We start from the raw sequence: 20,337 nt of genomic DNA on the forward strand, positions 1-20,337 counted from the left end.
CTCGAGGAGAGCTTCCATGAACCGCACCCGGTCTTCTTCTCTCATCCTCGCCGGTAGTGCCGCCCTCCTGCTGGCGTCGGCCTGCAGCAAGTCGCCGGCAGAATCCAACGGCTCGACGGCCACCATCCAGCGCCTGATGCAGGCCCGCAACCTGAGCGAGGAGAACGTCATCGCCGCGCTCAAGACCTACACGCCGACCGGCGTCAAGGACGAGTACTACATTTTCGCGTCGGGCGGCCACAGCGGCCAGCTGATCGTGATCGGCGTGCCCAGCATGCGCATCCTCAAGTACATCGCCGTGTTCACGCCCGAGCCCTGGCAGGGCTACGGCTACGGCGACCAGACCGACGCCCTGCTGCGCTCGGGTGACCGCGACGGCAAACAGCTCAACTGGGCCGACACCCATCATCCGGCGCTGTCCGAGACCGCCGGCGACTACGATGGCCAGTACGTGTTCATCAATGACAAGGCCAACGCCCGCGTCGCCGTGGTGAGCCTGAACGACTTCGCGACCAAGCAGATCGTCTACAGCAACCTGATCCGCAGCGACCATGGCGCCACGTTCGTCACCCCGAACACCGAGTACGTGATCGAGGGCGGCCAGTTCCCGGCGCCGCTCGACGGCAGCTACGCGCCGATCGAGAGTTACCAGGAGAAATATCGCAGCGCCGTCATCTTCTGGAAGTTCGACCGCGAGAAGGGGCGCATCGTTCCCGAGCAGTCGTGGGCGATCGAGCTGCCGCCCTACATGCAGGATCTGGCCGACGCCGGCAAGCTGGTGAGCGACGGCTGGATGTTCCTCAACAGCTTCAACACCGAGATGGCCTTCGGCGGCAACGCCGAAGGACGCCCGTCGCTCGAGTCGGGCGCCTCGCAGAACGACATGGACTACCTCCACGTCATCAACTGGAAGGCGGCGGAGCAGCTGGTCGCGGCCGGCAAGACGGAGGTGATCAACGGCACGCGCGTCCTGCGTCTCCAGACGGCGATCGACGAGGGGATCCTCCATTTCATCGGCGAGCCGAAGAGTCCGCACGGCGTCGACGTGACGCCCGATGGACGGGAGATGGTGGTCGCGGGCAAGCTCGACACCCACGCCACGGTCTACAGCTTCGAGAAGATCAAGGGACTGATCGACCAGAAGACGTTCGCCGGTAAGGATCCTTTCGGGGTGCCCATTCTGCCGTTCGAGGCGTCGATTCGCGGCCAGGTCGAAATCGGCCTCGGTCCGCTGCACACGCAGTTCGACGCCCAGGGCAACGCCTACACCTCGGTGTTCATCGAGTCGGCGGCCGCCAGGTGGTCGCTCAAGGACCTCAAAGTGATCGAGAAGATCCCGGTGCACTACAACATCGGTCACATTCTCGCCGCCGAAGGCGACACGGTGAACCCCGACGGCCGTTACCTGGTGGCGATGAACAAGTGGGCGCTCGACCGCTTCGGCGACGTCGGGCCGCTGCTGCCGCAGAACTTCCAGTTGATCGACATCGCCGAGGAAAAGATGCAGCTCCTCGCCGACCTGCCGATTCCGCTCGGCGAGCCGCACTACTCGCAGATGATCAAGGCGGACAAGATCAAGTCGATCACCGCCTACACGCCGGCCGGCATCGACCCGATTACCGACGAGCCCGATCCGTTCCGGGTGGCGGGCGGGCAGGAGGGGATCGAGCGCAAGGCCGACGGCGTCCACGTCCGGATGACCGCGGTGCGCAGTCATTTCACGCCCGACACGATCCGGGTCAAGAAGGGCGACACGGTCCATCTCCACATCACCAACATCGAGCAGGCGCACGACGCGACGCACGGCTTCGCGATCGCGTCCTACAATGTCAACCTCAGCCTGGAGCCGGGCGAGCACGCGAACGCCACCTTCAAGGCGGAAAAGGCGGGCGTATTCCCGCTCTACTGCACCGAGTTCTGTTCGGCGCTCCACCTCGAGATGGCGGGCTACCTGCTCGTGGAGCCCTGATCGACCGGCGCGAGGTTCAAGCGCCCGGAGTCCGGGATGACGCACGCTCCGGACTCCGGCCGCTGACCCGTTCGGCGGCAGCCGGCATGACCAGACTTGCTTTCCTTCTGGGCGCTCCGGCGCTCGTCGCCTTGGCTTGCGCCCGCGGGCCGCTCACTCCGCCCGGAGTGCCTCTCGCCTGGGCGGCCCTGCCCCCGCCCGCGCGCCCGCCGGAGTGCCGGTCCGTCCGGCCCGGCGAGCCGCTGGCCGCTCTGCTCGCCGCGGCCCGCCCCGGCGATGCCTTCTGCCTCGAGGAGGGCATCCACCCGGGCCCGGCGACGCTCGGCGAGGGCGTGACCCTCTGGGGGCCGCGTAGCGCTGTGATTCACTCCGCGGGGAGCGGCGACACCGTCCACCTCGCTGGTACCGGCGCGCGGCTGGCGGGGATGACCGTCGACGGCAGTGGCGGGCGCTTCGACCTGCAGGAGGCGGCGGTCCATGTGCGCGGTGACCGCGCCGTGGTCGATGGCACCCGGATCGTCAACGCCCTGTTCGGCATCATCGTCGCGCAGAGCCGCGGTGTCGTCTTGCGCGGCAACGAGGTCGTCGGATCGGGCGCGCCGCAGATCGGCCTGCGCGGCGATGCCGTCCGATTGTGGGAAACTCGCGATTCGCGAATCGAGGGGAATCGCATCGTCGGCAGCCGCGACATGGTGGTCTGGTATTCGGGCGGCAACACGATCGCCGGCAACGAGGTGACGGGAGGACGGTACGGAACGCATTTCATGTACAGCCACGACAACCTCGTCACCGGCAACCGCTACGTCGGCAACGTGGTCGGCATATTCGCGATGTATTCGCGTGGTCTGACGCTCGAGCGCAACCTGCTCGCCGCCTCCACCGGCGCCGCCGGCATGGGCCTCGGGCTCAAGGAGTCGAGCGCCGTGACGGTGCGCGACAACGCCCTGGTGCAGAACGCCGTCGGCATCTACTTCGACAACTCGCCTTTCGAGCCGGGTCAGTTGAACACCATCGCCGGCAACGCCATCGAGCTCTGCGATCTCGGCATCCAGTTTCACGCCTCGACGCGCGGCAATCGGCTGCGCGGCAATCGCCTGCATGGCAACGGTGCCCAGGTGAGAGTCGACGGCGGCGGCGACGCGCTCGGCAACGAGTGGGCGGGCAACGATTTCGACGACTACGCCGGCTACGATCTCGACCAAGACGGCGTCGGCGACGTGCCCTACGAGCTGCGCAGCCTCTCCGGATCGCTCGCCGCGCGGCACCCGCAGATCGACCTGCTGCGCGGCGCCCCGGCGCTCTTCGTCCTCGACGCCACGAGTCGAGTGCTGCCGCTGCTGCGCCCGAAGCCGGTGCTCGTCGACGAGCGCCCCTGGATGGGTCGCGGCCGGCCGGAGGCTCTCGGTGCGGATTGAGACCCGCGGCCTCGGCCGCAGCTTCGGGCCCGTCCGGGCGCTGGCCGGAATCGACCTCGCTGTGCCGGCGGGGCGGCGGGTCGGGCTGGTCGGGCCGAACGGCTCCGGCAAGTCGACCCTGTTGCGCGTCGTGATGGGACTGCTGCGCTTCGACGGCGAGGTGAAGGTGGGCGGTCTCGATCCGCGCCGGGAGCGCCTGAGCCTGGCCGGCCGGCTGGCCTACGTGCCTCAGAGCGCGCCGGCGCTCGCCGCGCCGGTGGCGGAGCTCGTCCGGTTGATCTCGACCGTGCGCGCCGTGCCGCTCGCCGAGCTCGACCGGGTCGCCCGGGCGCTCGATTTCGATCTCGAAGCGCGCGCCGCCGTGCCGTTCCGGGCGCTCTCGGGCGGCATGAAGCAGAAGCTCCTCCTCGCCCTGGCGCTGTCGTCGCAGGCCGAGCTCGTCGTGCTCGACGAGCCGACCGCGAGCCTCGACGCCGAGACGCGCGAGCGCGTCTTCGAGCTCTTCGCCGGGCTGCCGAAGACGGTGACCCTGGTGCTCTGCTCGCACCGCATCGACGAGATGCGCCACCTGATCGATCACGTCGTGGCGCTCGCCGACGGCCGGGTCGGTTTCGACGGCTCCGCCGCGGACTACCTGCGCACGCGCACGCGCAGCGTCGTCGAGGCGCAACTGCGCGGCGACGCCGACACGCGGTGGCTGGGCGACCTCGGCTTCCAGCCCGGAGTCGGCGGCTGGTGGCGCCGGCTGGTCGACCAGGAGCAGAAGGCGGTGCTCCTGCCGCTGCTCGCCGAGCGGCTCTCGGGCGCGCTCGTCGACCTCCACGTGCGCGACCTCGAGACGATCGCGGTCGACGAGGTCGAGCCGTCGTGAGGCGCGCGCTCTTCGCCGCCGCGCTCGCCGCTGCCGCGGCTGGGTTCGTCGCCCTCTTCTTCTTCCTCGGGCGGCCGCCCTCCGGCCCGGTCGAGCCGGCCTGGGATCGCACCACCTGCTCCCACTGCCGCATGCACCTGAGCGAGCCCGCCTTCGCCGCCCAGCTGCAGTCCGAGAGCGGCGAGCTCCTCTTCTTCGACGATCCGGGCTGCCTCTTTGCCTGGCGCGGGGAACACGACGATCCGGGTCGCGTCTTCTTCCGGCTCGCCGGCGACGGCGGCTGGCGCGAAGAGCGCGAGGTCGCCTTCGTGCCGGTGGGGGAGTCGCCGATGGGCTGGGGCCTGGCGGCGGTCGCCGCCGGCACGCCGGGCGCGATTCCGCCGGCCGAGGCGGCGCGCCGCGTGCTGGAGCGCTCGCGCTCCGCCGACGAACCGGCCCACGGCGGGGCCTCGCGATGAGCGCGCGGCGGGTCGAGATCGCCGCGCTGGCGCGGCTGGACACACGCGAGGTGCTGCGCTCGCGCTGGCCGGTGGTCACTGGGCTGCTCTACGGCCTCGTCGCGCTGCTCTTCACTTTCGGCGCGATGCGCGAGTCGTCGGTGCTCGGATTCACCGGCACCGGACGGGTGCTGATGGGCTTCACCCACGCGCTCGTCCTCCTGGTGCCGCTCCTGGCGCTCGTCGCCACCGCGCCGACGCTGAACCGGGCGCGCGAGGACGGTTCGCTCGAGCTGCTGCTCGGCCATCCGATCTCGCCCGACGGCTACTACACGGCCGTGACCCTGGTGCGGCTCGTCCTACTGCTCGCGCCGCTCGCGCTGCTGCTCGCGGGCCTGCCGCTCGTCACCCGCGTCGCTTTCGGCGATCCGGTTCCGTGGGCCGCGATCGGGCGCACGCTGGCGGTCGCCGCCGCGCTGGTCTGGGCTTTCGTCGGTCTCGGCATGGCACTCTCGGCGTACGTGGCGCAGAGCGCCAAGGCGACGATTCTGGCTCTCCTCGCCTGGGCCGCGGCGGTGGCGCTGCTCGACTTCGCGCTCATCGGGCTCATGTTGCAGTGGCGGCTGCAGCCGGCGCCGCTCTTCCTGCTCGCGGCGGCCAACCCGGTGCAGTGCGCGCGCCTGGCGCTGCTCGCCGGGCAGGTGCCCGAGCTCGACGCCTTCGGGCCGATCGGCTTCTTCCTGGCGCAGCGGCTCGGTTCCGGCGGGCTGCTGGCGCTCGGTCTCGGCTGGCCGGCGCTCTTCGGCACGCTTTCCTGGCTCGCCGGCCGGCGGCGGTTCCGCCGTGGCGATCTGGTCTGACACGACAAGGAGATTCACCATGCGCGACGCGCTCGAGAAGTTCTACCGTTTCGTCGAGGAGCCGATCCGGCTCGGCAGCCGGCCGATCCTGGTTCTGCTCGTTCTCCCCCTAATCCTCGCCTTCACGGCACCGTTGTGGAATATCTCCATGAAGGCGCCGCAGTATCCGCAGGGGCTGTCGCTCGACATCTACGCCCACAAGGTCGAGGGCGGCAACGCCGGCAACGACATCCAGGAGATCAACACCCTCAACCACTACATCGGCATGGCGCCGCTCAACCGCGCCGCGCTCGCGGACCTCGACTGGATTCCGTTCGCGCTCGGTGTGCTCTTCATCCTGACCCTGCGGGTGGCGGCGGTGGGCAACGTGCGCGCGCTGATCGATCTCTCGGTGATGACCCTCTACTTCTCGCTCTTCTCGCTGGCGCGCTTCGTTTACAAGCTCTACACCCTCGGCCACGACCTCGACCCGAAGGCGCCGATGACGATCGAGCCGTTCATGCCGGCGGTCTTCGGCACCAAGCAGATCGCGAATTTCACCGTGACCAGCATGCCGCGCGCGGCGAGCGTCTACATGGCGATCTTCGCCCTCGGTGTCGCCGCGCTGACGATCTGGCACCTGGTGGTCGGTCGGATCGAGTCCCGGCGCGCCGCCGCGTCGGCCGACCCCTCATCCACGCTGGCCGGCCGAGACGAGACCGCTCGAAGAGCCCCGCGGTAGACCGCTGGTGCGCACCCAGTTCATGCCCGACGGCCGCGCCTCCGGTATCTACGCTCTTGCCGGCGCCCCGCGCCGCCAGCGCAAACCTGCATCCGCCGTCGGCCGGATCCGCGCCGTCAAGACCTGAATCTACTGAATCGAGGAGTCACTGCCATGGAAATCTCGCCGCAGGCGCGCATCGGCAAGAACGCCGCCGACCTTCCACTCGCCACCCGCTTCCTTGCCAACCTGAGTCGCCGCGCTCACTTCGAGAGCGACGTCCTCATCTCCCGCCTATCGGCCGCCTGAGTCCTGGACCCGACCCATGCCCCACACCATCACCGAGCCCTGCATCGGCGTCAAGGACACCGCCTGCGTCGACGTCTGTCCGGTCGACTGCATCTACGGCAAAGGCGAGGATCTCGAGATGGTTTTCATCCATCCCGAGGAGTGCATCGACTGCGGCCTTTGCGTCGACGCCTGCCCGGTGCAGGCGATCTTCCCGGAGGAGGAGGTGCCGGCGAATTGGCGCAGCTTCATCGCCCGGAACTACGCGCACTTCGGTCTGACTCGTCCCTGAACGACGTGGAGAGGCCGAAGCCAGCCGGCGAGGTGCCCGGCGATGGGCCACCTCCGACGGCTCGGCCATCTGTCCGGCGGCTGGTACACGAACCGGACGGCTCCGTGGGGCGCGGGTACCTTCGCGTTTTCGAAAGGAGTCGATGATGTACGGCACGATGCTTCTCCTGCACATTCTCGCCGCAACGATCTGGACCGGCGGGCACCTGGTTCTCGCCCTGACGGTGCTCCCGCGCGTGATGCGCGAGCGGTCGCCGTCGAAGCTGCTGGAGTTCGAGTCCGCGTACGAGAGGATCGGAATCCCGGCGCTCGTCGTGCAGGTCGCGACCGGTCTCTGGCTGGCGCACCGCCTGGTGCCGGAGATCAGCCGTTGGCTCGCTTTCGACGACCCGGTGGCGCGCCTGGTGGGCGTCAAGCTCCTCCTGCTCGCGACCACGGTCGGTTTCGCCCTCGACGCGCGGCTGCGCCTCATTCCGCGCCTTTCGGAGCGTAACCTGCGCTCGCTCGCCTGGCACATCATCCCCGTGACTCTCGTTTCAGTGTCGTTCGTGGTCGCCGGCGTCGCCTTTCGAACCGGCTGGTTCTACTGACCGCTCACCCGTCCAGAGACCGGCGCAGGGCTTCGAGCAGCGCGCCGGTGGAGAAGGGCTTCTGGAGGAAGGTCTCGTCGCTGGAGAGTGCGAACTCCCGCCCGGCGACCTCCGCGCTGTAGCCGCTGGTGTAGATCACCTTCAGCCCAGGCCGGTCGGCCCGCAGGCGCTCAGCCAGCTCGCGGCCGCCCACGCCTTCGGGCATCACCAGGTCGGTCAGCAGCAGCGCCACCCGATCGCGCGCCTCCGGCCAGCCGCGCAAAGCCTCCGCCCCGCTGCTCGCTTCCAGCACCCGGTAGCCGCGCTGCTCCAGGATCTCCCGCGCCAGCTCGCGCACCGCCGGATCGTCTTCCACCAGCAGGATGGTCTCCGTACCGCCGCGCGGCGCCGGGCGGGCCGCCTCCTGGGTGACCACCTCCGCGGTCGCCAACGCCGGCAGGAAGACGCGAAAGTCCGTGCCCCGTCCCGGCGCGCTCTGGGCGTCGATCCAGCCGCCATGCTGCTGCACGATTCCGAACACGGTCGCCAGACCCAGGCCCGTCCCCTCTCCCGGTCTCTTGGTAGTGAAGAACGGTTCGAAGACGTGCGGCAGATCCTCCGGCGCGATGCCGGAGCCGGTGTCGCTGACCTGGAGGCAGACGTAGCGGCCCGGCGACGCGTCGGGATGCAGGCGCGCCCGGGCGTCGTCCACTACTACCTGTGCCGCCGTTTGGATACGCAGAGATCCGCCTCCGGGCATGGCGTCGCGTGCGTTCACCGCCAGGTTCATCAGCACCTGCTCCAGCATGCCGGCGTCGGCCCGGGTCAGCAGGCGTGCCGGGTGGAGATGGAGCTCCAGACGCACGCCCTCACCGAGGATGCGTTGCAGCATCCTGGCGAAGCTGGCCACGACCGCATTCAGGTCCAGGTCGCGCGGCTGCAGGAGCTGCTTGCGACCGAAGAGCAGCAGCTGCCGTGTCAGATCCGCCGCGCGCTCGGTCGCGGTTTGAAGTTGCTGCAGTCCCTTCTGCACCGCCGTGGGCAACTCTCGGCTCTCCTGCATCGACTCTGTCTGCATCAGGATCACCGCGAGGATGTTGTTGAAATCGTGCGCCACGCCGCCGGCCAGAAGGCCGATGGCCTCCATCTTCTGCGACTGGCGCAGTTGCTGCTCCAGCTCCCGATGTTCCGTCACGTCACGCGAGTTGAGGACGACGACGCTCTCGCCGGAGGAGTCCGCGATGCCCCGGCCGATCGACTGCAGCATGCGCCACGAGCCGTCCTTGTGTCGGAAGCGATACTCCACGCTCGTGGAGGCCCCCGGGCTCGTCAGTGCGCGATCGATGGCGGCGGCGACCCCCGGCACGTCGTCGGGATGAATCCGTTCGAAGGTCGGAGCGTTCCTCATCTCTTCGGGTGTGTAACCGAGCAGGCGCTCGCTCGACGGACCCTGAAAGCGGACCACGCCGTGCGCGTCCACCAGGGTCACCAGATCCGAAGCGTTCTCGATCAACCTGCGGAAGTGCGAATCGCTGGCGGCTCTCGCGGCCTCCGCCTGCTTGCGCCCGATCAACGAGCCGATCTGTGCCGCGACCGCCGCGATCAATCTCATCTGCTGCACATCCTCGTCGGTCGGCTCGAAGAGGAAGAAGTCCAGCACCAGCACGACCTCGCCGTGCGCCAATACGGGCACGCCGAGCCCCGCGGCGAGCCCGGCCCGGCGGGCGACCTCCAGTCGCGGGAAGCGCGAGCGCGGGCCGAGGTCCGCGATCCACTCCGCCTGTCTCGTCTGCCAGACGCGCCCGGGCAGGCCTTCGCCGGGCGCGAAACTGAGCTGCCGGCTGATCTGCCGGAACTCCGCGAGCCCCGACGCGACGCCGTGCCAGACCGGGTGGCACTCCAGCCGCGAACGGTCCGCGTTCGGCAGCCAGGCCTCGCCCATCGTCCAGCCGGTCGTTTCGCACACCTGACGCAGGACGAAGCGCAACGCCTCGTCCAGATCCTCGGCCTCGCCGACGCCCAGGGCGATGGTGCGCAGCAGGCCAGCCTCCGCCTCCGCGCGTCTGCGCGCGCCGATATCCACGCCCATGCCCACCAGATGTGGTTGGCCGTCCAGCAGTACCCGGCGGCCGGTGAAGTAGTAGGGGGTGCGTGTGCCGTCCTTGGCGGTGAAGTGCGCCTCGACGTCGGACGCACCCTCGGCGAAGACGATCGCGATCCGCTGCTGCACCAACTCCTTCTCCTCGCCGGTGAAGAAGTCCAGGGCGTGCAGGCCGGCGATCTCTTCTCCCGTGTAGCGGCTGATGGCCTCGAAGCCCGCGTTCCAGCGGACGAAGCGGCCCTGGGCGGTCAACAGATAGAAGATGCCAGGAAGGCTCTGGATGGTCGCTTCGGCGAACGCCCGTGCATGCGTCTCGGCCAGCTCCGACCGCCGTCGCCGGGCGTCCGCCGCCATCGCATCCAGCGCGAAGGAGATGTCGGTCGCCATCTCGGTGACGAGGCTCTGCAGATCCGCGTCGGCGAAAAAGTCCGCCTCCGCGGAGGCCAGCACCACGAAACCGGCGGCCTCGCCGCCGCAATGGAACGGCACTGCGGCGGCGGCGCGAAGGTCGTGCGCCTCGGCCAGCGCCTGCATGTGACCGAGAGTCGGGTCAGTCTGGATATCGCCGCTCGAAGCCAGCCGCCCGCTGCGCAGCGCGCGGCCGATCAGGCCGTTCCGGACAAGCGGGTCGTTCAGGTCGATCCGCACTGCGGCCGCCGGCTCTGCGGCCGCGCCGCACGTGGCGACGGCGGTCACGATGTTCGACGCGGGGTCCAGCAGGCCGATCCACGCCAGAGCGAGTCCACCGTTTACCACCGCAGCGCGGCTGATGGCCGGGAACAGCTCCTCGCGCGTCTTGACGCGGACGATGGTCTGGTTGATCTGACTGAGCGTGGCGTAGAGGCGCGACAGATGCGCCACGCGCGCATCGGCCCGCTTGCGCTCTGTGACGTCGCGCAACGCCACGATGCGGATCTTCCGATTCCCCCGAACCAGCAGCCTGCCGCGGAGCTCGGCCACGATGCGCGAGCCATCCTTGCGCAGGCCGACGGCTTCGTAGGGTTGCTCGCTGCCGCTGCGAACGTGCTGCAGCACGGTGTCGCGCGACTCCGGGGCCGCCAGGTCCAGGACGGACTTGCCGATCAGCTCGTCCTCGCGGTCGTAGCCGAACATGGCGCAGAACGCCCGGTTCGCTTCCAGGATTCTGCCCTGGTCATGGAGGGCGATGCCCTCGAACGTGGCCTCGGCCAGACGGCGCCAGCGTTCCTCGCTCTCCCGGAGCGCCCGGTCGCGATCCTCCGGCGCGGGGCTCTCGTCCGCGACGGCCGCTAGAGCGCCGGAGATCGTGCCCTGCTCGGCTCGGACAGCAATCTTATCGAGTCGCTCCAGGAAGCTGTCCGACTGCGCTGGGTCGAGAAAGAGGGCGTTCGTACCCGGATCGAGAGTGAGCTTCTCGGTCTGTGGGGCGGTGGGGGCTGCGAGGTAGGCGAGGATCGGTATGGCTGCGAGCTCGGGGTCGGCCCTCCACTCCCGAAGCAGTTCGCAATCGTCCTTCGCAGGCAGGCCCAGATCGGTGATGGTGACGTCCGGCGGCATCTGGCGGGCGAGGGTCAATGCCTCCGCGCCGTCTCGGGCTTCGATGGCCTTCCAACCATGCCCAAGCAGAAGATCGCGCAGCTGCTGCCGAATCTTCGGCTCGTCGCTGACGATGAGCGCGCGTTTCATGGGCCTCCCAGCCGAGCCGGCTCACAGCGAAGCCGTGATGTTGCAACTCGGCGCACGGAGTGTAGATCAGTTCGGCCGCATCGAAGGATCGGTTCCTGTCGCTGCGCTGGGATTGCCTTTTCGGGTGCCGACGCCTGCGAGCGCTGAGGCACGCAGTGAGGCGAGCTCGGGCCAGGGATGACGACGGTCATGGGCCTGGCGTCGGCGGTGCTGAGAGAGTCCGCCCATGGGGCAGTTCGACGAAGCTCGCGGGCGCGACCGCCGCGCGGTTGCCGGCTGGCTGTTCGCCTGCTGCGCCGTGCTTGCGCTGCTGGTCGGCGTCGGCGGGATCACGCGGCTGACGCGCTCGGGCCTGTCGATTCCGAACTGGCGGCCGGTCACCGGCATCCTGCCGCCGATCGGCGAGGCGGCCTGGAAGCAGGCTTTCGCCGAGTACCGCGAGACGCCCGAGTACCGGATCGTCAATCCCGCCATGACCCTCGACGAGTTCCGGGGGATCTTCGCCTGGGAGTATGTGCATCGGCTGCTCGCCCGGCTCCTCGGCCTGATCTTCGCCGTGCCGCTCGCGGTCTTCGCCTGGCGCCGGCGCTTGCCGCCCAGCGCGGGCGGTCCGCTGGTCGCAGTGCTCGCGGCGATGGCGCTCCAGGGAGCCATGGGATGGTTTCTAGTGCGCAGTGGGCTGGTCGCGGAGCCGCGGGTCAGTCCTCTGCGGCTCGCGGCGCACCTCGGACTGGCCTTCCTGATCTTCGGCGCGATGCTCTGGCTCGCCCTCGGAATCGGGCGGCCGCGGCTCCCACGCTCCGCCCGGCGCGGAAGCCTTGCCAAATGGCTTGCCGGCGCAATCGTCGCCGCGGTCTTCGCGCAGGTGCTCGGCGGAGCGCTCATGGCGGGGACCCACGCCGGATACCTCTTCCCGACCTTCCCTCGGATGGCGGGCGAGCTTATCCCGGCGCGGCTCTTCGCCCTCGACCCCTGGCCGCGCAGCCTGGTCGACGACCTGGTCACGATCCACTTCGTCCACCGTGGATGCGGCGTCGCGATCGCCGTGCTCGCTCTCGGTCAACTCGCCGCGAGCTTCGCGCGACCGGCCAGTCGCCCCCGGCACCGCGCGGCGCTCGCGGTCGCCGGTGCCGCCCTGGCGACCGCTGGGCTCGGCATCACCACCGTGCTCTCGGGAGTCTCGACGGTTCCGGCGGCAGCCCATCAACTCTCGGCGCTGCTGTTGTTCGCCTGTACGATCGTCTCGCTGCATGTGGTCCTTCAAGGCGGGGCGGAGACGTAATCAGCCCATCCAGCGAGCCGGTAGCGCCGGCCGGCCGGGCGCTCGCCGCGACGCAACGGGCGGAGAGGCGGAACCGGCCCGTATGACGGCGGTCATGTCCGCCGTCGCCGGAAGGTCCAAGAATGGCTACCTTGGACTCCCCTGCGCCGCGCTCCGCCGCCGATTTGCGCCGCATTTCACGGCGTCGCGCCGCCGTTCTGATCGGCGTCCATCTGCTGATCGGCCTGCACATCGCCCATTGGAAGCTCCACGGACGGACCCTCGCGCCGCTCGAGCTCAACGAGGTGATGCACACGCTCGAGCTCGGCGTGGTGACCGCCGGCTTCCTGCTGATGGCGACCGCCGTCGTGTCGGTCTTCTTTTTCGGCCGCTTCTTCTGCTCGTGGGGGTGTCACCTGCTCGCCCTGCAGGATCTCGCGGCGGCGATGCTCGGGCGGCTCGGGGTCCGGCCGGTGCCTTTCCGTTCGCGCGCGCTGCGCTGGATCGCCGCCGGAGCGGCCTTCTACATGTTCGTCTGGCCGCAGGTGGCGCGGCTGCTGGTGCAGCGCGTGCCGGCGGCGGAAGCCACTCTCGGAGCGCGCCCGGAGTTCCGGCTGCGGGTGCTGGGTGACGGCGAGGGCTGGGCGTCCTTTCTGACCACCGACTTCGCGCGCAACCTTCCCGGGCCGGGGATCACCCTCCTGACCTTCGTGGACTGCGGCTTCGTCGCCATCTGGCTGCTCGGCACCCGGGCCTTCTGCCGCAACCTTTGCCCTTACGGTGCGGTGTTCTCGCTCACCGATCGCTTCGCCCGCCGCCGTGTCGTGCTCTCCGGCGACTGCACGGCCTGTGGCCGCTGCACCGCGGTCTGCGACTCCGGCATCTCGGTGTTCGAAGAGGTCCGCCGCCACGGCGCGGTGACCAGCGGAGACTGCCTCAAGGATCTCGACTGCATCGCGGTCTGCCCGACGCGCGGGCTCGAGCTCGCCGCCCACCGGCCGCCGGGTTTCGGGAGGAGGGGAGTGCCGCGCGCCTCGCACTTCGAGCGCCTCGAGGAGGGACTCGCCCTGGCGGTCTTCCTGCTCGCGCTGCCGGCCCTGCGCGGCCTCTACCGCGTCGTTCCATTCCTGCTTGCGCTCACCCTGGCGGCGTGCCTCGCCTTCGTCTCTGTGCTCGCGCTGCGGCTCTTGCGCGGCGGGGAGGTGCGCTTTCAGCGCTGGTCGCTCCGTCGCGGCGACAGGGTGACCGCGCGCGGCTGGATCTTCGCCGCCGCTGCGGCCGCCGCCGTCACCGCGACGGCCCAGGCCGGCGTCGTTCGCTGGCACGAGTGGCGGGGCGACCTGGCCTGGGACGACTGGAGGCAGTCGGCCGCCAGCGGGGGCGATGCCGGGAGCATCGCCCGCCGTGCCCTCGCCCATCTCGAGGCGCGCGAACGCTGGGGCTGGATGCTCCCTCCGGACATCCCGGCGCGGCGCGCCGAGCTGGCGCGCTCTCTGGGCAGAGCGGATCTCGCAGAGGAGGCGTTGCTGCAGCTCGTTTCTGAAAACGTCGCGGCGCGCCTCGATCTCGCCGAGCTGCTCGCCTCGCAGGGACGCTTCGCCGAGGCTGAGCGGGAGCTGCGCGCGGCGATCGCCGCCGATTCGACGCTCGCGCCCGCACACTACGGACTGGGGGTCGTCCTCGCGGCAGGTGGCCGGGTCGTCGAGGCGGTCGCTGCGCTGCGGCGGGCGCGCGAGCTCGCACCCGAGGATGCCGAAGTGCTCAACAATCTCGGCTACTTCGTCGGCGAGCTCGGCGACATGAAGGAGGCGGAGGCGCTGCTCGGCGAAGCCCGTTGGCGGGCCCCGACCTGGGCGCTCCCCTGCTTCAACCTGGCGGCGCTCCTGGATCGTCAGGGGCGAGGCGGCGAGGCCGAAGCGCTGGCCGCGATCTGTCCTGCGGGTAGAGAACCCCCTGCGGGGCGCAGTCCCAGCTCGAGGTGACCTCGCGAGTAGCCGGTCCCTGCCGGTTCCAGAGTGGAGCGCCGCCAGGGCCGAGATTCGGAGTGGTCTCGCTCCACGAGCCTGCCTCGAGGGCACGGCACCAGAGGGGGATAGAGCATGGAAGGTGACCGACGCGGAGCCACGATTTGGGTGATCTCGGTGATCGCCGTCGTCTTTGGCGTGATGACTTTGAAGGAGGGCGGCGCGGTGCTCTTCGGCAGCGGCGAGGCCCGCGCGGCGGCCGGGAACTACGTCCCCTTCGTGCTCTGGTTCAATTTCCTCGCGGGCTTCGCCTACGTCACCGCTGGAGTGGGGATCTGGCTCGGGCGGCGCTGGGCCGCCCTGCTGGCGCTCTTCGTTGCCGCAGCGACCGCCCTCGTCTTCGCCGCCCTCGGCGCGCACGTGCTCGCCGGCGGAGCCTACGAGACGCGCACGGTAGTGGCCATGAGCCTGCGGACACTGGTCTGGGTCGCAATCGCGCGGATCGCCCGGCGTCGGCTGCTGGCGCGAGAATGGTGATTCCACAACGGTTCACGAGGAGGTCTTCATGAAGTGCAGAAGATCAGGTGCTTTCAACGCTTCCGGGTATCTGGTCCTGGCGCTTCTAGCCGCCTGTGCCGTCGCCGGCGGCGCCCAGCAGCATGAGCACGCGGTGTCCGCTCCTCCCGCCGCGCCGGCGGTAGCGCCTACCGGACCGATCCAGCAGCTGTCGCCGGAGCTGCGCGGGCTTTTCCGCGACGAGATGGTGGCGCTCCAGGGCGCGATGCTCGAGCTCGTCCCGGCCATCGTCTCCGGAGACTCGGAGGCGACCGCACGCCTCGCCGAGCGCATGCGCGCCGGCTACGTGCTGGCGCAGAAGCTCACCGACGCTCAGCGCGAGGAGCTCGAACGACTGCTCCCCGCGGCATTTCTCGAGCGCGACGGAGAGTTTCACGAGCTCGCCGGCAGGCTGGCCGAGGCCGCGCGGGAACATCAGGCGGATCTGGTGCCGTTCTACCTCTACAAGTTGACGGAGAGTTGCGTCGGTTGTCATGCACGCTACGCCGCCCACCGTTTCCCGGGCTACGCGAAGCCGCCCGAGGCGAAGCCAGCGCACGCGCACTGAGGCGCGCTGTCTCCTGCAAGGTGCGCACGCCCCGTGCGGCGGTCTCGATGCAACGACTCTCTGGCTCGGGTGAATTCGCCCGGATCTCCGGACAAGGCGGCGAGGTGGATCTCGCGGAGTTGCTCCAAGCCCGGCGAGACAGCGTTGTTCAAGGACGTCGTCCATGGAGGTAGAGGCACTGCCGAGGTGACGCTCCCAAAGCGACCGCACGGTGTCAGGCATCGGTCGGCGGCATCGACTCCGACCTCCCTTGCGGAGCCTCGATTCGCGCTCGATCTGGCGGCGCCGCCGCGGGTCCTCGAGCGGCTCCGCGGATTCTCGGAGTAGAGGCGCTGACGCTGGACGTGGAAAGCTCGATCGTCGAGATCCACCACTTCCAGGAGCATGTCGCGCCCATCGGCTGCGGCACGGTGCGTTGGCCGCATCCGCTGCTGGCCTTCCAGCTCATCCTCCTGTCCGCCGTCGAGACGGCGCCCTTCGCACGCTTTCTGGTCCTCAGGCTGCTGCGTCACGCTTGCCCGATCGCCATCGCCCCGGTGCTGCGGTCGATCCTCGGGTGACGCCGGGCCGGGCTCACGGGTACGGTCACACTCCAGTTGGCGTGGCTGCCGCGCTCGAAGCCGTCGTCGAAGTGCGGTGCCGCGGCGCGGAGAGACTGCACCGCTATCGCTCCTTCGGCGGTGTCGAAGCGCCGACAGACGCTCCCGCCCTGTGGGGGCGAAGCGAGGATTGAAGAGGACGGAGCCGAGAGGAGAGCGGCCGAGACTGCGTGGTGGAAGAACCGGAAGCCGAGCGCCTGCATGCGCCAGATCCTTCGCGGGCGAAAATGCCCGGTGGACTGAAGCTTGTCCTCCGGCCCGGCCGTGGCTCCACCCCTAAGGGCAGGCGGCTCAGCGGCGGAAACGGAAGGCGGCTTCGTAGATGACCGGGCGGGTCGGCGGGGCGGATTCCGGCGCTACCGGCCGCGCTCCGGCCGCCGGCCGGTTGTACTCGGTCAAGGCTACTGCCGGGTCGGGAGCGAAGCCGGCCTCGCCCAGCTCGCCGATCAACTGCTCCGCGGTCAGGAAGCACTGCGGCTGGCCGGAGAACTGGGTGAAGACGAACGGCTCTCCGGCGACCGGCGCGGTCGCGGACGGAAAGGTATTGCGCGAGAAGGTGAAGACGAAGAGCCCGGCGCCGGGAGCGGCGACCCGGCCCGCCTCGCGTAGCGCCTGCCGGAGCTCGGCCGCCGAGCGCGCCAGGTTCCAGATGCCGTGCGCGATCACGAGGTCGCAGCTCGCGTCGGGGAGGGGTATTCGGTCCATGGCGGCGAGCGCGAGGTGCAGTCCGCCTCCGCCCTCGGCGATGGCCGCCGTGCCGGTGCGCGCCTGCGCCGCGGCGAGCATCGGCAGCGAGTTGTCGAGCCCGACGACGTACCAGCCGAGGCCGGCGAGCGGCACGGCGTTCCTTCCCGCGCCGCAGCCGAGGTCGAGCGCCCGGAAGGGGCGCGGCCGCGCGGTCGCGACGCGCTGCAGCTCCGCCTCGGCGAAGCGCATCAGGACCGGGTTCGGTGCGGAGCTCGCGAAGCCGGCGACGACCGACGGAGCGCTCCAGGGTGAGCCGGCGGGCGAAGTCATCCCGGTAACGTAGCATGCAGGGATCGACGGCGGCTCGCACCGGGGAATCTCTCCGTGGCTCTCTCGACCACCGGCGAGGAGGGGGACTCATGTCCACCACGAAGCAGACCATTCCGGCCGCCCAGGCGCTCGCGCTGCACGACCTCATCACCCCGACCGAGCAGGGGATCGCAAGCCGTGTCCTGGCGCGCACCGGCGGCGGCAATCTCACCCTGTTCGCCTTCGACGCCGGGCAGGGGCTCACCGAGCACACCTCGCCCTTCGATGCCCTGGTGATGGTGCTCGAAGGCGAGCTCACGCTCACCATCGGCGGCGTCCCCGTGCAGGCGACTCCCGGGACGATTGTGCAGATGCCGGCCGACGTCCCCCATGCGGTCGAGGCGCCGGAAGCGGCGCGGATGCTCCTCCTGATGCTGCGCGACGCCAAGCCGGCCTAGGAGTCTGCGCGGCAAAGGCTGGCCTTGGCACCGGGCCTTCACTATCGGGGCGTGCGAGACCGGTCGGTGCACCCATCTGGGGACCTGCAGCGGGGGGCCGTGAGCGCTGGCGATCGTGGCCCGCTTTGCACCCCCGCTGTGCGTCCCCGAAAGATCACGTATGACGAGCGTCATTCTCGCCCCGGAAGATCCGGCGCTACGGTTCGACTGCCGCCAGGTGAATACCCACGTCCGCGGCAGGAGACCGACCATGCGCATCACCGACGCTCTTTACGGCGAACACGGATCGCTCTACACGCTGATGAACGCCATCGAGGGGCGGCTGGCCGGGGCGGAGCTCGCCGAGCTCCAGACCTCCGCCGTGCTCTTCGAAGCGGCGATCCTCGCCCACGCCCATTTCGAGAACGATCCGTTCTTCGCGGCGCTGGACCGCGTGATGCCGGGCGGCGGTCCGGTGACCGCGATGCGCGCCGAGCACGAAGAGATCGAAGGCGAGCTCGCCAAGGTCCAGACGAGCCGCGATGCCGGCGCCGCGCGCCAGCACCTGGCCGCCGCGATCGCCGAGGCGCGCAGCCACTTCCACAAGGAGGAGGTCGTCCTCTTCCCGATGGCCGAGCAGCTCCTCGCCGCCGACCTCCTCGAAGAGATGGGCGCCGCCTGGGCGCGGAACCGCGGCGTCGCCGTCCGGGGCGGAGCCCGCAGCGCGGTGGGCGCGCGCTAGGCGAGACAGTCGCGAGATGCCGGACGCAATCGATGCGCTTCGATGCGCTTCGCTGCGCTCGACGCATCCTACATTTCGATCAGGGGTGTGGCTCTCTCGCACGGGCGACGCGTGCATCGCCCGTGTTTCCGCGCCGGCGATGGGCTCTTACGGCACGAATTCACGGAGCTCAGGAGTGGTCGTAAGCGTCCAGGAACTCGTCGCGATCGATCTTCGCTTGAGTCAGGGCGGCTCGAAGAGTCGAGCCTTTGATGGTGCGATGGCCGGGGAGGGTCATCGGTATGCGGGTCCCATCGGCCGCGATGCGCAGAAGGGAGACGTGGTTGCCATGACGAACCACTTCGAACCCGAGACGAGCGAGGGCTCGCAGTACGCGCGAGAGGGGTGCGTCGACAGGGAAGCTCGGCACTTCAGGAGGCGATAGCGGCTTCGGCTACGAAGGCCTCGAGCACCGGGCTCTCGATATCCAGGGCGCCAGGGCCGAAGGTCTCGAGGTGGAAGGCCAAGGCTGAACGCACGTCCGCCAGAGCCTCTTCGTAGGTCGCGCCTTCGCCCACGATGGCTCCGCGGATACCCAGTGGATAGGCAACATAGTTGTCGGCGTGTTTCTCGACGACGATCTTGATCGCTTGGCTCATTGTTCGACCTCGACTTGAGGCTAGCACGAGCCCCGGAGGACTTCTCTACGCCTGGCGGACTCCTAGCCGGGAACGACGATGGCGCGGATCGGGAGGCCGGCGCGCAGGGCGTCGAGGCCGTCGTTGATGCGGTCGAGGGTGAAGCGGTGGGTGACGAGCTCGGCCACTTTGATCTTTCCCTGGCGCGCGAGCTCGATGACTCTGGGGTAGTCGACCGGGCGGCAGCCGAGGGAGCCGGTGACCTCGATCTCGCGGAACATCACGCGGCCGCTGTTGAGCGTCATCGGCTGCGGGCTGTAGCCGACCAGCACCAGACGGCCGCCGGTCTTCAGACAGTTGAACGCCTGCTCCTGCGTCTTGGCGTTGCCGATGGCCTCGAAAGCGGTATCGGCGCCGGCGCCGCCAGTCCACTTGCGCACCTCCTTGTCGAGCCGCTCGACTTTCGAGGCATCGATTACCACCTCCGCCCCGAGCCGCCCCGCCCAGGCGAGCTTGTCGGCGGCCATGTCGACCGCGATGACCCGCGCGCCGATCGCCGCCGCGAGCTGCACGATGTTCAAACCGACGCCGCCGCAGCCCAACACCAGCACCCAGTCGCCGGGGACCACTTTGCCGCGTCGCACGACGGCGTGGAAGGGGGTCGTGATGGCGTCGGCGATGATCGAGCCGGCCTCGAGCGGAATCTCCGGCGGCAGGCGGTAGACATCCTTGGCGGGCGCCACCACGTACTCGGCGAAGCCGCCGTCGACGTGGTTGCCGAACATCCGGTTGTCGTCGCAGATGTTCTCGCGCCCGTCACGACAGGCGGCGCAGACCCCGCACGTCAGCACCGCCGGCAGCAGCACCGTCTCGTCCGCCTTCCAGCCCGTGACGCCTTCGCCCAGAGCGGCGATCGTTCCGCTGATTTCGTGGCCGAGGACCAGCGGCGGCGCCTTGAAGGTCGGCGTGTCGTGGTCGATGAAATGCAGGTCGGTGTGGCAGAGGCCGCAGGCCGCGACCTTCACCAGCACCTGGCCCGGGCCGGGCTCGGGAGTCGGAATCTCGGTCACCTCGAGCGGGCGGTGCGCGGCGTGAAAGACGGCGGCCTTCATCGGTCGTTCTCCTTGGGCTTGCGGGTGTAGATCGTCTTGAAGGCGAGCAGGGTCGCGAGCTGGCAGTCGGTGCAGTCGGCCGGCAGGTGGGAGCCGGCGAGCGCCACGGCTTCGACCTCGTAGCCCAGCGCCTCGTAGAGCGCCACCGCTTCGGCGGCGCGCGGCCCGTCGGCGAGGAAGCGCCGCTCCCAGCCTGCGGCGAGCCGGGCGGGATCGGCGGCGAGCGCCGCCGTCGAAAGGACGCGATGCTCGTCCTGTTTCAGGAGCAGGAGGAGGGCGGCTTCCTCTTCCGGCAGGCCGCCTGGCGGCGAATCGGTCAA

Annotated in this window: 21 protein-coding genes; 15 read left to right on the forward strand and 6 right to left on the reverse strand. The window is 69.7% G+C overall.

What is annotated here, in order from left to right:
* Positions 1 to 16: 16 nt before the first annotated feature.
* The 8 genes from nosZ (at position 17) to KBI44_09570 (ending at position 7,421) form a co-directional block, all read left to right on the forward strand.
* On the forward strand, positions 17 to 1,969 hold the full coding sequence (nosZ, locus tag KBI44_09535; GenBank protein MBP9144712.1) for a Sec-dependent nitrous-oxide reductase: 1,953 nt from the start codon (positions 17 to 19) through the stop codon (positions 1,967 to 1,969).
* Positions 1,970 to 2,055: 86 nt separating this feature from the next.
* The gene (gene nosD, locus KBI44_09540) at positions 2,056 to 3,384 is read left to right on the forward strand and encodes a nitrous oxide reductase family maturation protein NosD (protein ID MBP9144713.1); all 1,329 of its coding nucleotides are present in this window, start codon (positions 2,056 to 2,058) and stop codon (positions 3,382 to 3,384) included.
* Positions 3,374 to 4,255, forward strand: a complete 882-nt coding sequence (locus tag KBI44_09545; protein MBP9144714.1) for an ABC transporter ATP-binding protein — start codon at positions 3,374 to 3,376, stop codon at positions 4,253 to 4,255. Before nosD ends, KBI44_09545 begins: the two co-directional genes overlap by 11 nt.
* On the forward strand, positions 4,252 to 4,713 hold the full coding sequence (locus KBI44_09550; protein MBP9144715.1) for a hypothetical protein: 462 nt from the start codon (positions 4,252 to 4,254) through the stop codon (positions 4,711 to 4,713). The genes KBI44_09545 and KBI44_09550 overlap by 4 nt, the downstream gene beginning before the upstream one ends.
* Positions 4,710 to 5,552, forward strand: coding sequence for an ABC transporter permease subunit (locus tag KBI44_09555; GenBank protein ID MBP9144716.1), 843 nt, complete (start codon positions 4,710 to 4,712; stop codon positions 5,550 to 5,552). The genes KBI44_09550 and KBI44_09555 overlap by 4 nt, the downstream gene beginning before the upstream one ends.
* Positions 5,553 to 5,571: 19 nt before the next feature.
* On the forward strand, positions 5,572 to 6,273 hold the full coding sequence (locus KBI44_09560; GenBank protein MBP9144717.1) for a hypothetical protein: 702 nt from the start codon (positions 5,572 to 5,574) through the stop codon (positions 6,271 to 6,273).
* 304 nt (positions 6,274 to 6,577) lie between these two features.
* Positions 6,578 to 6,832, forward strand: coding sequence for a ferredoxin family protein (locus KBI44_09565; protein ID MBP9144718.1), 255 nt, complete (start codon positions 6,578 to 6,580; stop codon positions 6,830 to 6,832).
* 145 nt (positions 6,833 to 6,977) lie between these two features.
* Entirely contained in the window at positions 6,978 to 7,421 is a 444-nt protein-coding gene (locus KBI44_09570) for a CopD family protein (GenBank protein MBP9144719.1), read from the forward strand.
* Positions 7,422 to 7,425: 4 nt separating this feature from the next.
* Here the strand turns inward: KBI44_09570 and KBI44_09575 are convergent, their stop codons facing one another.
* Positions 7,426 to 11,166, reverse strand: a complete 3,741-nt coding sequence (locus KBI44_09575; protein MBP9144720.1) for a PAS domain S-box protein — start codon at positions 11,164 to 11,166, stop codon at positions 7,426 to 7,428.
* A gap of 226 nt (positions 11,167 to 11,392) precedes the next feature.
* Between KBI44_09575 and KBI44_09580 the strand changes: the two genes are divergently transcribed.
* The 5 genes from KBI44_09580 to KBI44_09600 all read left to right on the forward strand — a co-directional run bounded on the left by KBI44_09580 (position 11,393) and on the right by KBI44_09600 (position 16,074).
* Entirely contained in the window at positions 11,393 to 12,448 is a 1,056-nt protein-coding gene (locus tag KBI44_09580; protein ID MBP9144721.1) for a COX15/CtaA family protein, read from the forward strand.
* A gap of 122 nt (positions 12,449 to 12,570) precedes the next feature.
* Positions 12,571 to 14,409: a 4Fe-4S binding protein gene (locus KBI44_09585; GenBank protein MBP9144722.1), complete on the forward strand. Its 1,839-nt coding sequence runs from the start codon at positions 12,571 to 12,573 to the stop codon at positions 14,407 to 14,409.
* A gap of 117 nt (positions 14,410 to 14,526) precedes the next feature.
* Positions 14,527 to 14,928, forward strand: a complete 402-nt coding sequence (locus tag KBI44_09590; protein ID MBP9144723.1) for a hypothetical protein — start codon at positions 14,527 to 14,529, stop codon at positions 14,926 to 14,928.
* A 28-nt stretch (positions 14,929 to 14,956) separates the two neighbouring features.
* Positions 14,957 to 15,514: a hypothetical protein gene (locus tag KBI44_09595; GenBank protein MBP9144724.1), complete on the forward strand. Its 558-nt coding sequence runs from the start codon at positions 14,957 to 14,959 to the stop codon at positions 15,512 to 15,514.
* 344 nt (positions 15,515 to 15,858) lie between these two features.
* Positions 15,859 to 16,074, forward strand: a complete 216-nt coding sequence (locus KBI44_09600; protein MBP9144725.1) for a hypothetical protein — start codon at positions 15,859 to 15,861, stop codon at positions 16,072 to 16,074.
* A gap of 330 nt (positions 16,075 to 16,404) precedes the next feature.
* Here the strand turns inward: KBI44_09600 and KBI44_09605 are convergent, their stop codons facing one another.
* Complete coding sequence (locus tag KBI44_09605; protein ID MBP9144726.1) at positions 16,405 to 17,130, reverse strand: class I SAM-dependent methyltransferase; 726 nt, start codon at positions 17,128 to 17,130, stop codon at positions 16,405 to 16,407.
* Positions 17,131 to 17,219: 89 nt separating this feature from the next.
* Here KBI44_09605 and KBI44_09610 point away from each other — a divergent pair, with 89 nt between their 5' ends.
* Both KBI44_09610 and KBI44_09615 read left to right on the forward strand, forming a co-directional pair.
* Complete coding sequence (locus KBI44_09610) at positions 17,220 to 17,567, forward strand: cupin domain-containing protein (GenBank protein ID MBP9144727.1); 348 nt, start codon at positions 17,220 to 17,222, stop codon at positions 17,565 to 17,567.
* A 160-nt stretch (positions 17,568 to 17,727) separates the two neighbouring features.
* Complete coding sequence (locus tag KBI44_09615) at positions 17,728 to 18,288, forward strand: hemerythrin domain-containing protein (protein MBP9144728.1); 561 nt, start codon at positions 17,728 to 17,730, stop codon at positions 18,286 to 18,288.
* A 169-nt stretch (positions 18,289 to 18,457) separates the two neighbouring features.
* Here the strand turns inward: KBI44_09615 and KBI44_09620 are convergent, their stop codons facing one another.
* From KBI44_09620 to KBI44_09635, 4 genes are all read right to left on the reverse strand, one after another.
* A complete protein-coding gene (locus tag KBI44_09620; protein ID MBP9144729.1) occupies positions 18,458 to 18,697 on the reverse strand; it encodes a type II toxin-antitoxin system HicA family toxin in 240 nt (79 codons plus the stop codon).
* A gap of 1 nt (position 18,698) precedes the next feature.
* Positions 18,699 to 18,926 carry a type II toxin-antitoxin system HicB family antitoxin gene (locus KBI44_09625; GenBank protein MBP9144730.1) on the reverse strand — a complete coding sequence of 76 codons (228 nt, stop codon included), beginning with the start codon at positions 18,924 to 18,926 and terminating at the stop codon, positions 18,699 to 18,701.
* A 62-nt stretch (positions 18,927 to 18,988) separates the two neighbouring features.
* The gene (locus KBI44_09630; GenBank protein ID MBP9144731.1) at positions 18,989 to 20,017 is read right to left on the reverse strand and encodes a zinc-binding dehydrogenase; all 1,029 of its coding nucleotides are present in this window, start codon (positions 20,015 to 20,017) and stop codon (positions 18,989 to 18,991) included.
* Positions 20,014 to 20,337: a hypothetical protein gene (locus tag KBI44_09635; protein MBP9144732.1), complete on the reverse strand. Its 324-nt coding sequence runs from the start codon at positions 20,335 to 20,337 to the stop codon at positions 20,014 to 20,016. Before KBI44_09635 ends, KBI44_09630 begins: the two co-directional genes overlap by 4 nt.

It is taken from the genome of Thermoanaerobaculia bacterium, assembly GCA_018057705.1.
GTDB lineage: Bacteria > Acidobacteriota > Thermoanaerobaculia > Multivoradales > JAGPDF01 > JAGPDF01.

Bases quoted from the DNA above. Each gene is read 5' to 3' on its own strand.
- KBI44_09595 (MBP9144724.1), top strand. From the start codon at position 14,957: ATGAAGTGCAGAAGATCAGGTGCTTTCAACGCTTCCGGGTATCTGGTC.
- KBI44_09555 (MBP9144716.1), top strand. From the start codon at position 4,710: ATGAGCGCGCGGCGGGTCGAGATCGCCGCGCTGGCGCGGCTGGACACA.
- nosD (MBP9144713.1), top strand. From the start codon at position 2,056: ATGACCAGACTTGCTTTCCTTCTGGGCGCTCCGGCGCTCGTCGCCTTG.
- KBI44_09630 (MBP9144731.1), bottom strand. From the start codon at position 20,017: ATGAAGGCCGCCGTCTTTCACGCCGCGCACCGCCCGCTCGAGGTGACC.
- KBI44_09590 (MBP9144723.1), top strand. From the start codon at position 14,527: ATGGAAGGTGACCGACGCGGAGCCACGATTTGGGTGATCTCGGTGATC.
- KBI44_09625 (MBP9144730.1), bottom strand. From the start codon at position 18,926: ATGAGCCAAGCGATCAAGATCGTCGTCGAGAAACACGCCGACAACTAT.
- KBI44_09605 (MBP9144726.1), bottom strand. From the start codon at position 17,130: ATGACTTCGCCCGCCGGCTCACCCTGGAGCGCTCCGTCGGTCGTCGCC.
- KBI44_09580 (MBP9144721.1), top strand. From the start codon at position 11,393: ATGGGGCAGTTCGACGAAGCTCGCGGGCGCGACCGCCGCGCGGTTGCC.
- KBI44_09585 (MBP9144722.1), top strand. From the start codon at position 12,571: ATGGCTACCTTGGACTCCCCTGCGCCGCGCTCCGCCGCCGATTTGCGC.
- KBI44_09615 (MBP9144728.1), top strand. From the start codon at position 17,728: ATGACGAGCGTCATTCTCGCCCCGGAAGATCCGGCGCTACGGTTCGAC.
- KBI44_09560 (MBP9144717.1), top strand. From the start codon at position 5,572: ATGCGCGACGCGCTCGAGAAGTTCTACCGTTTCGTCGAGGAGCCGATC.
- KBI44_09570 (MBP9144719.1), top strand. From the start codon at position 6,978: ATGTACGGCACGATGCTTCTCCTGCACATTCTCGCCGCAACGATCTGG.
- KBI44_09565 (MBP9144718.1), top strand. From the start codon at position 6,578: ATGCCCCACACCATCACCGAGCCCTGCATCGGCGTCAAGGACACCGCC.
- nosZ (MBP9144712.1), top strand. From the start codon at position 17: ATGAACCGCACCCGGTCTTCTTCTCTCATCCTCGCCGGTAGTGCCGCC.
- KBI44_09610 (MBP9144727.1), top strand. From the start codon at position 17,220: ATGTCCACCACGAAGCAGACCATTCCGGCCGCCCAGGCGCTCGCGCTG.
- KBI44_09575 (MBP9144720.1), bottom strand. From the start codon at position 11,166: ATGAAACGCGCGCTCATCGTCAGCGACGAGCCGAAGATTCGGCAGCAG.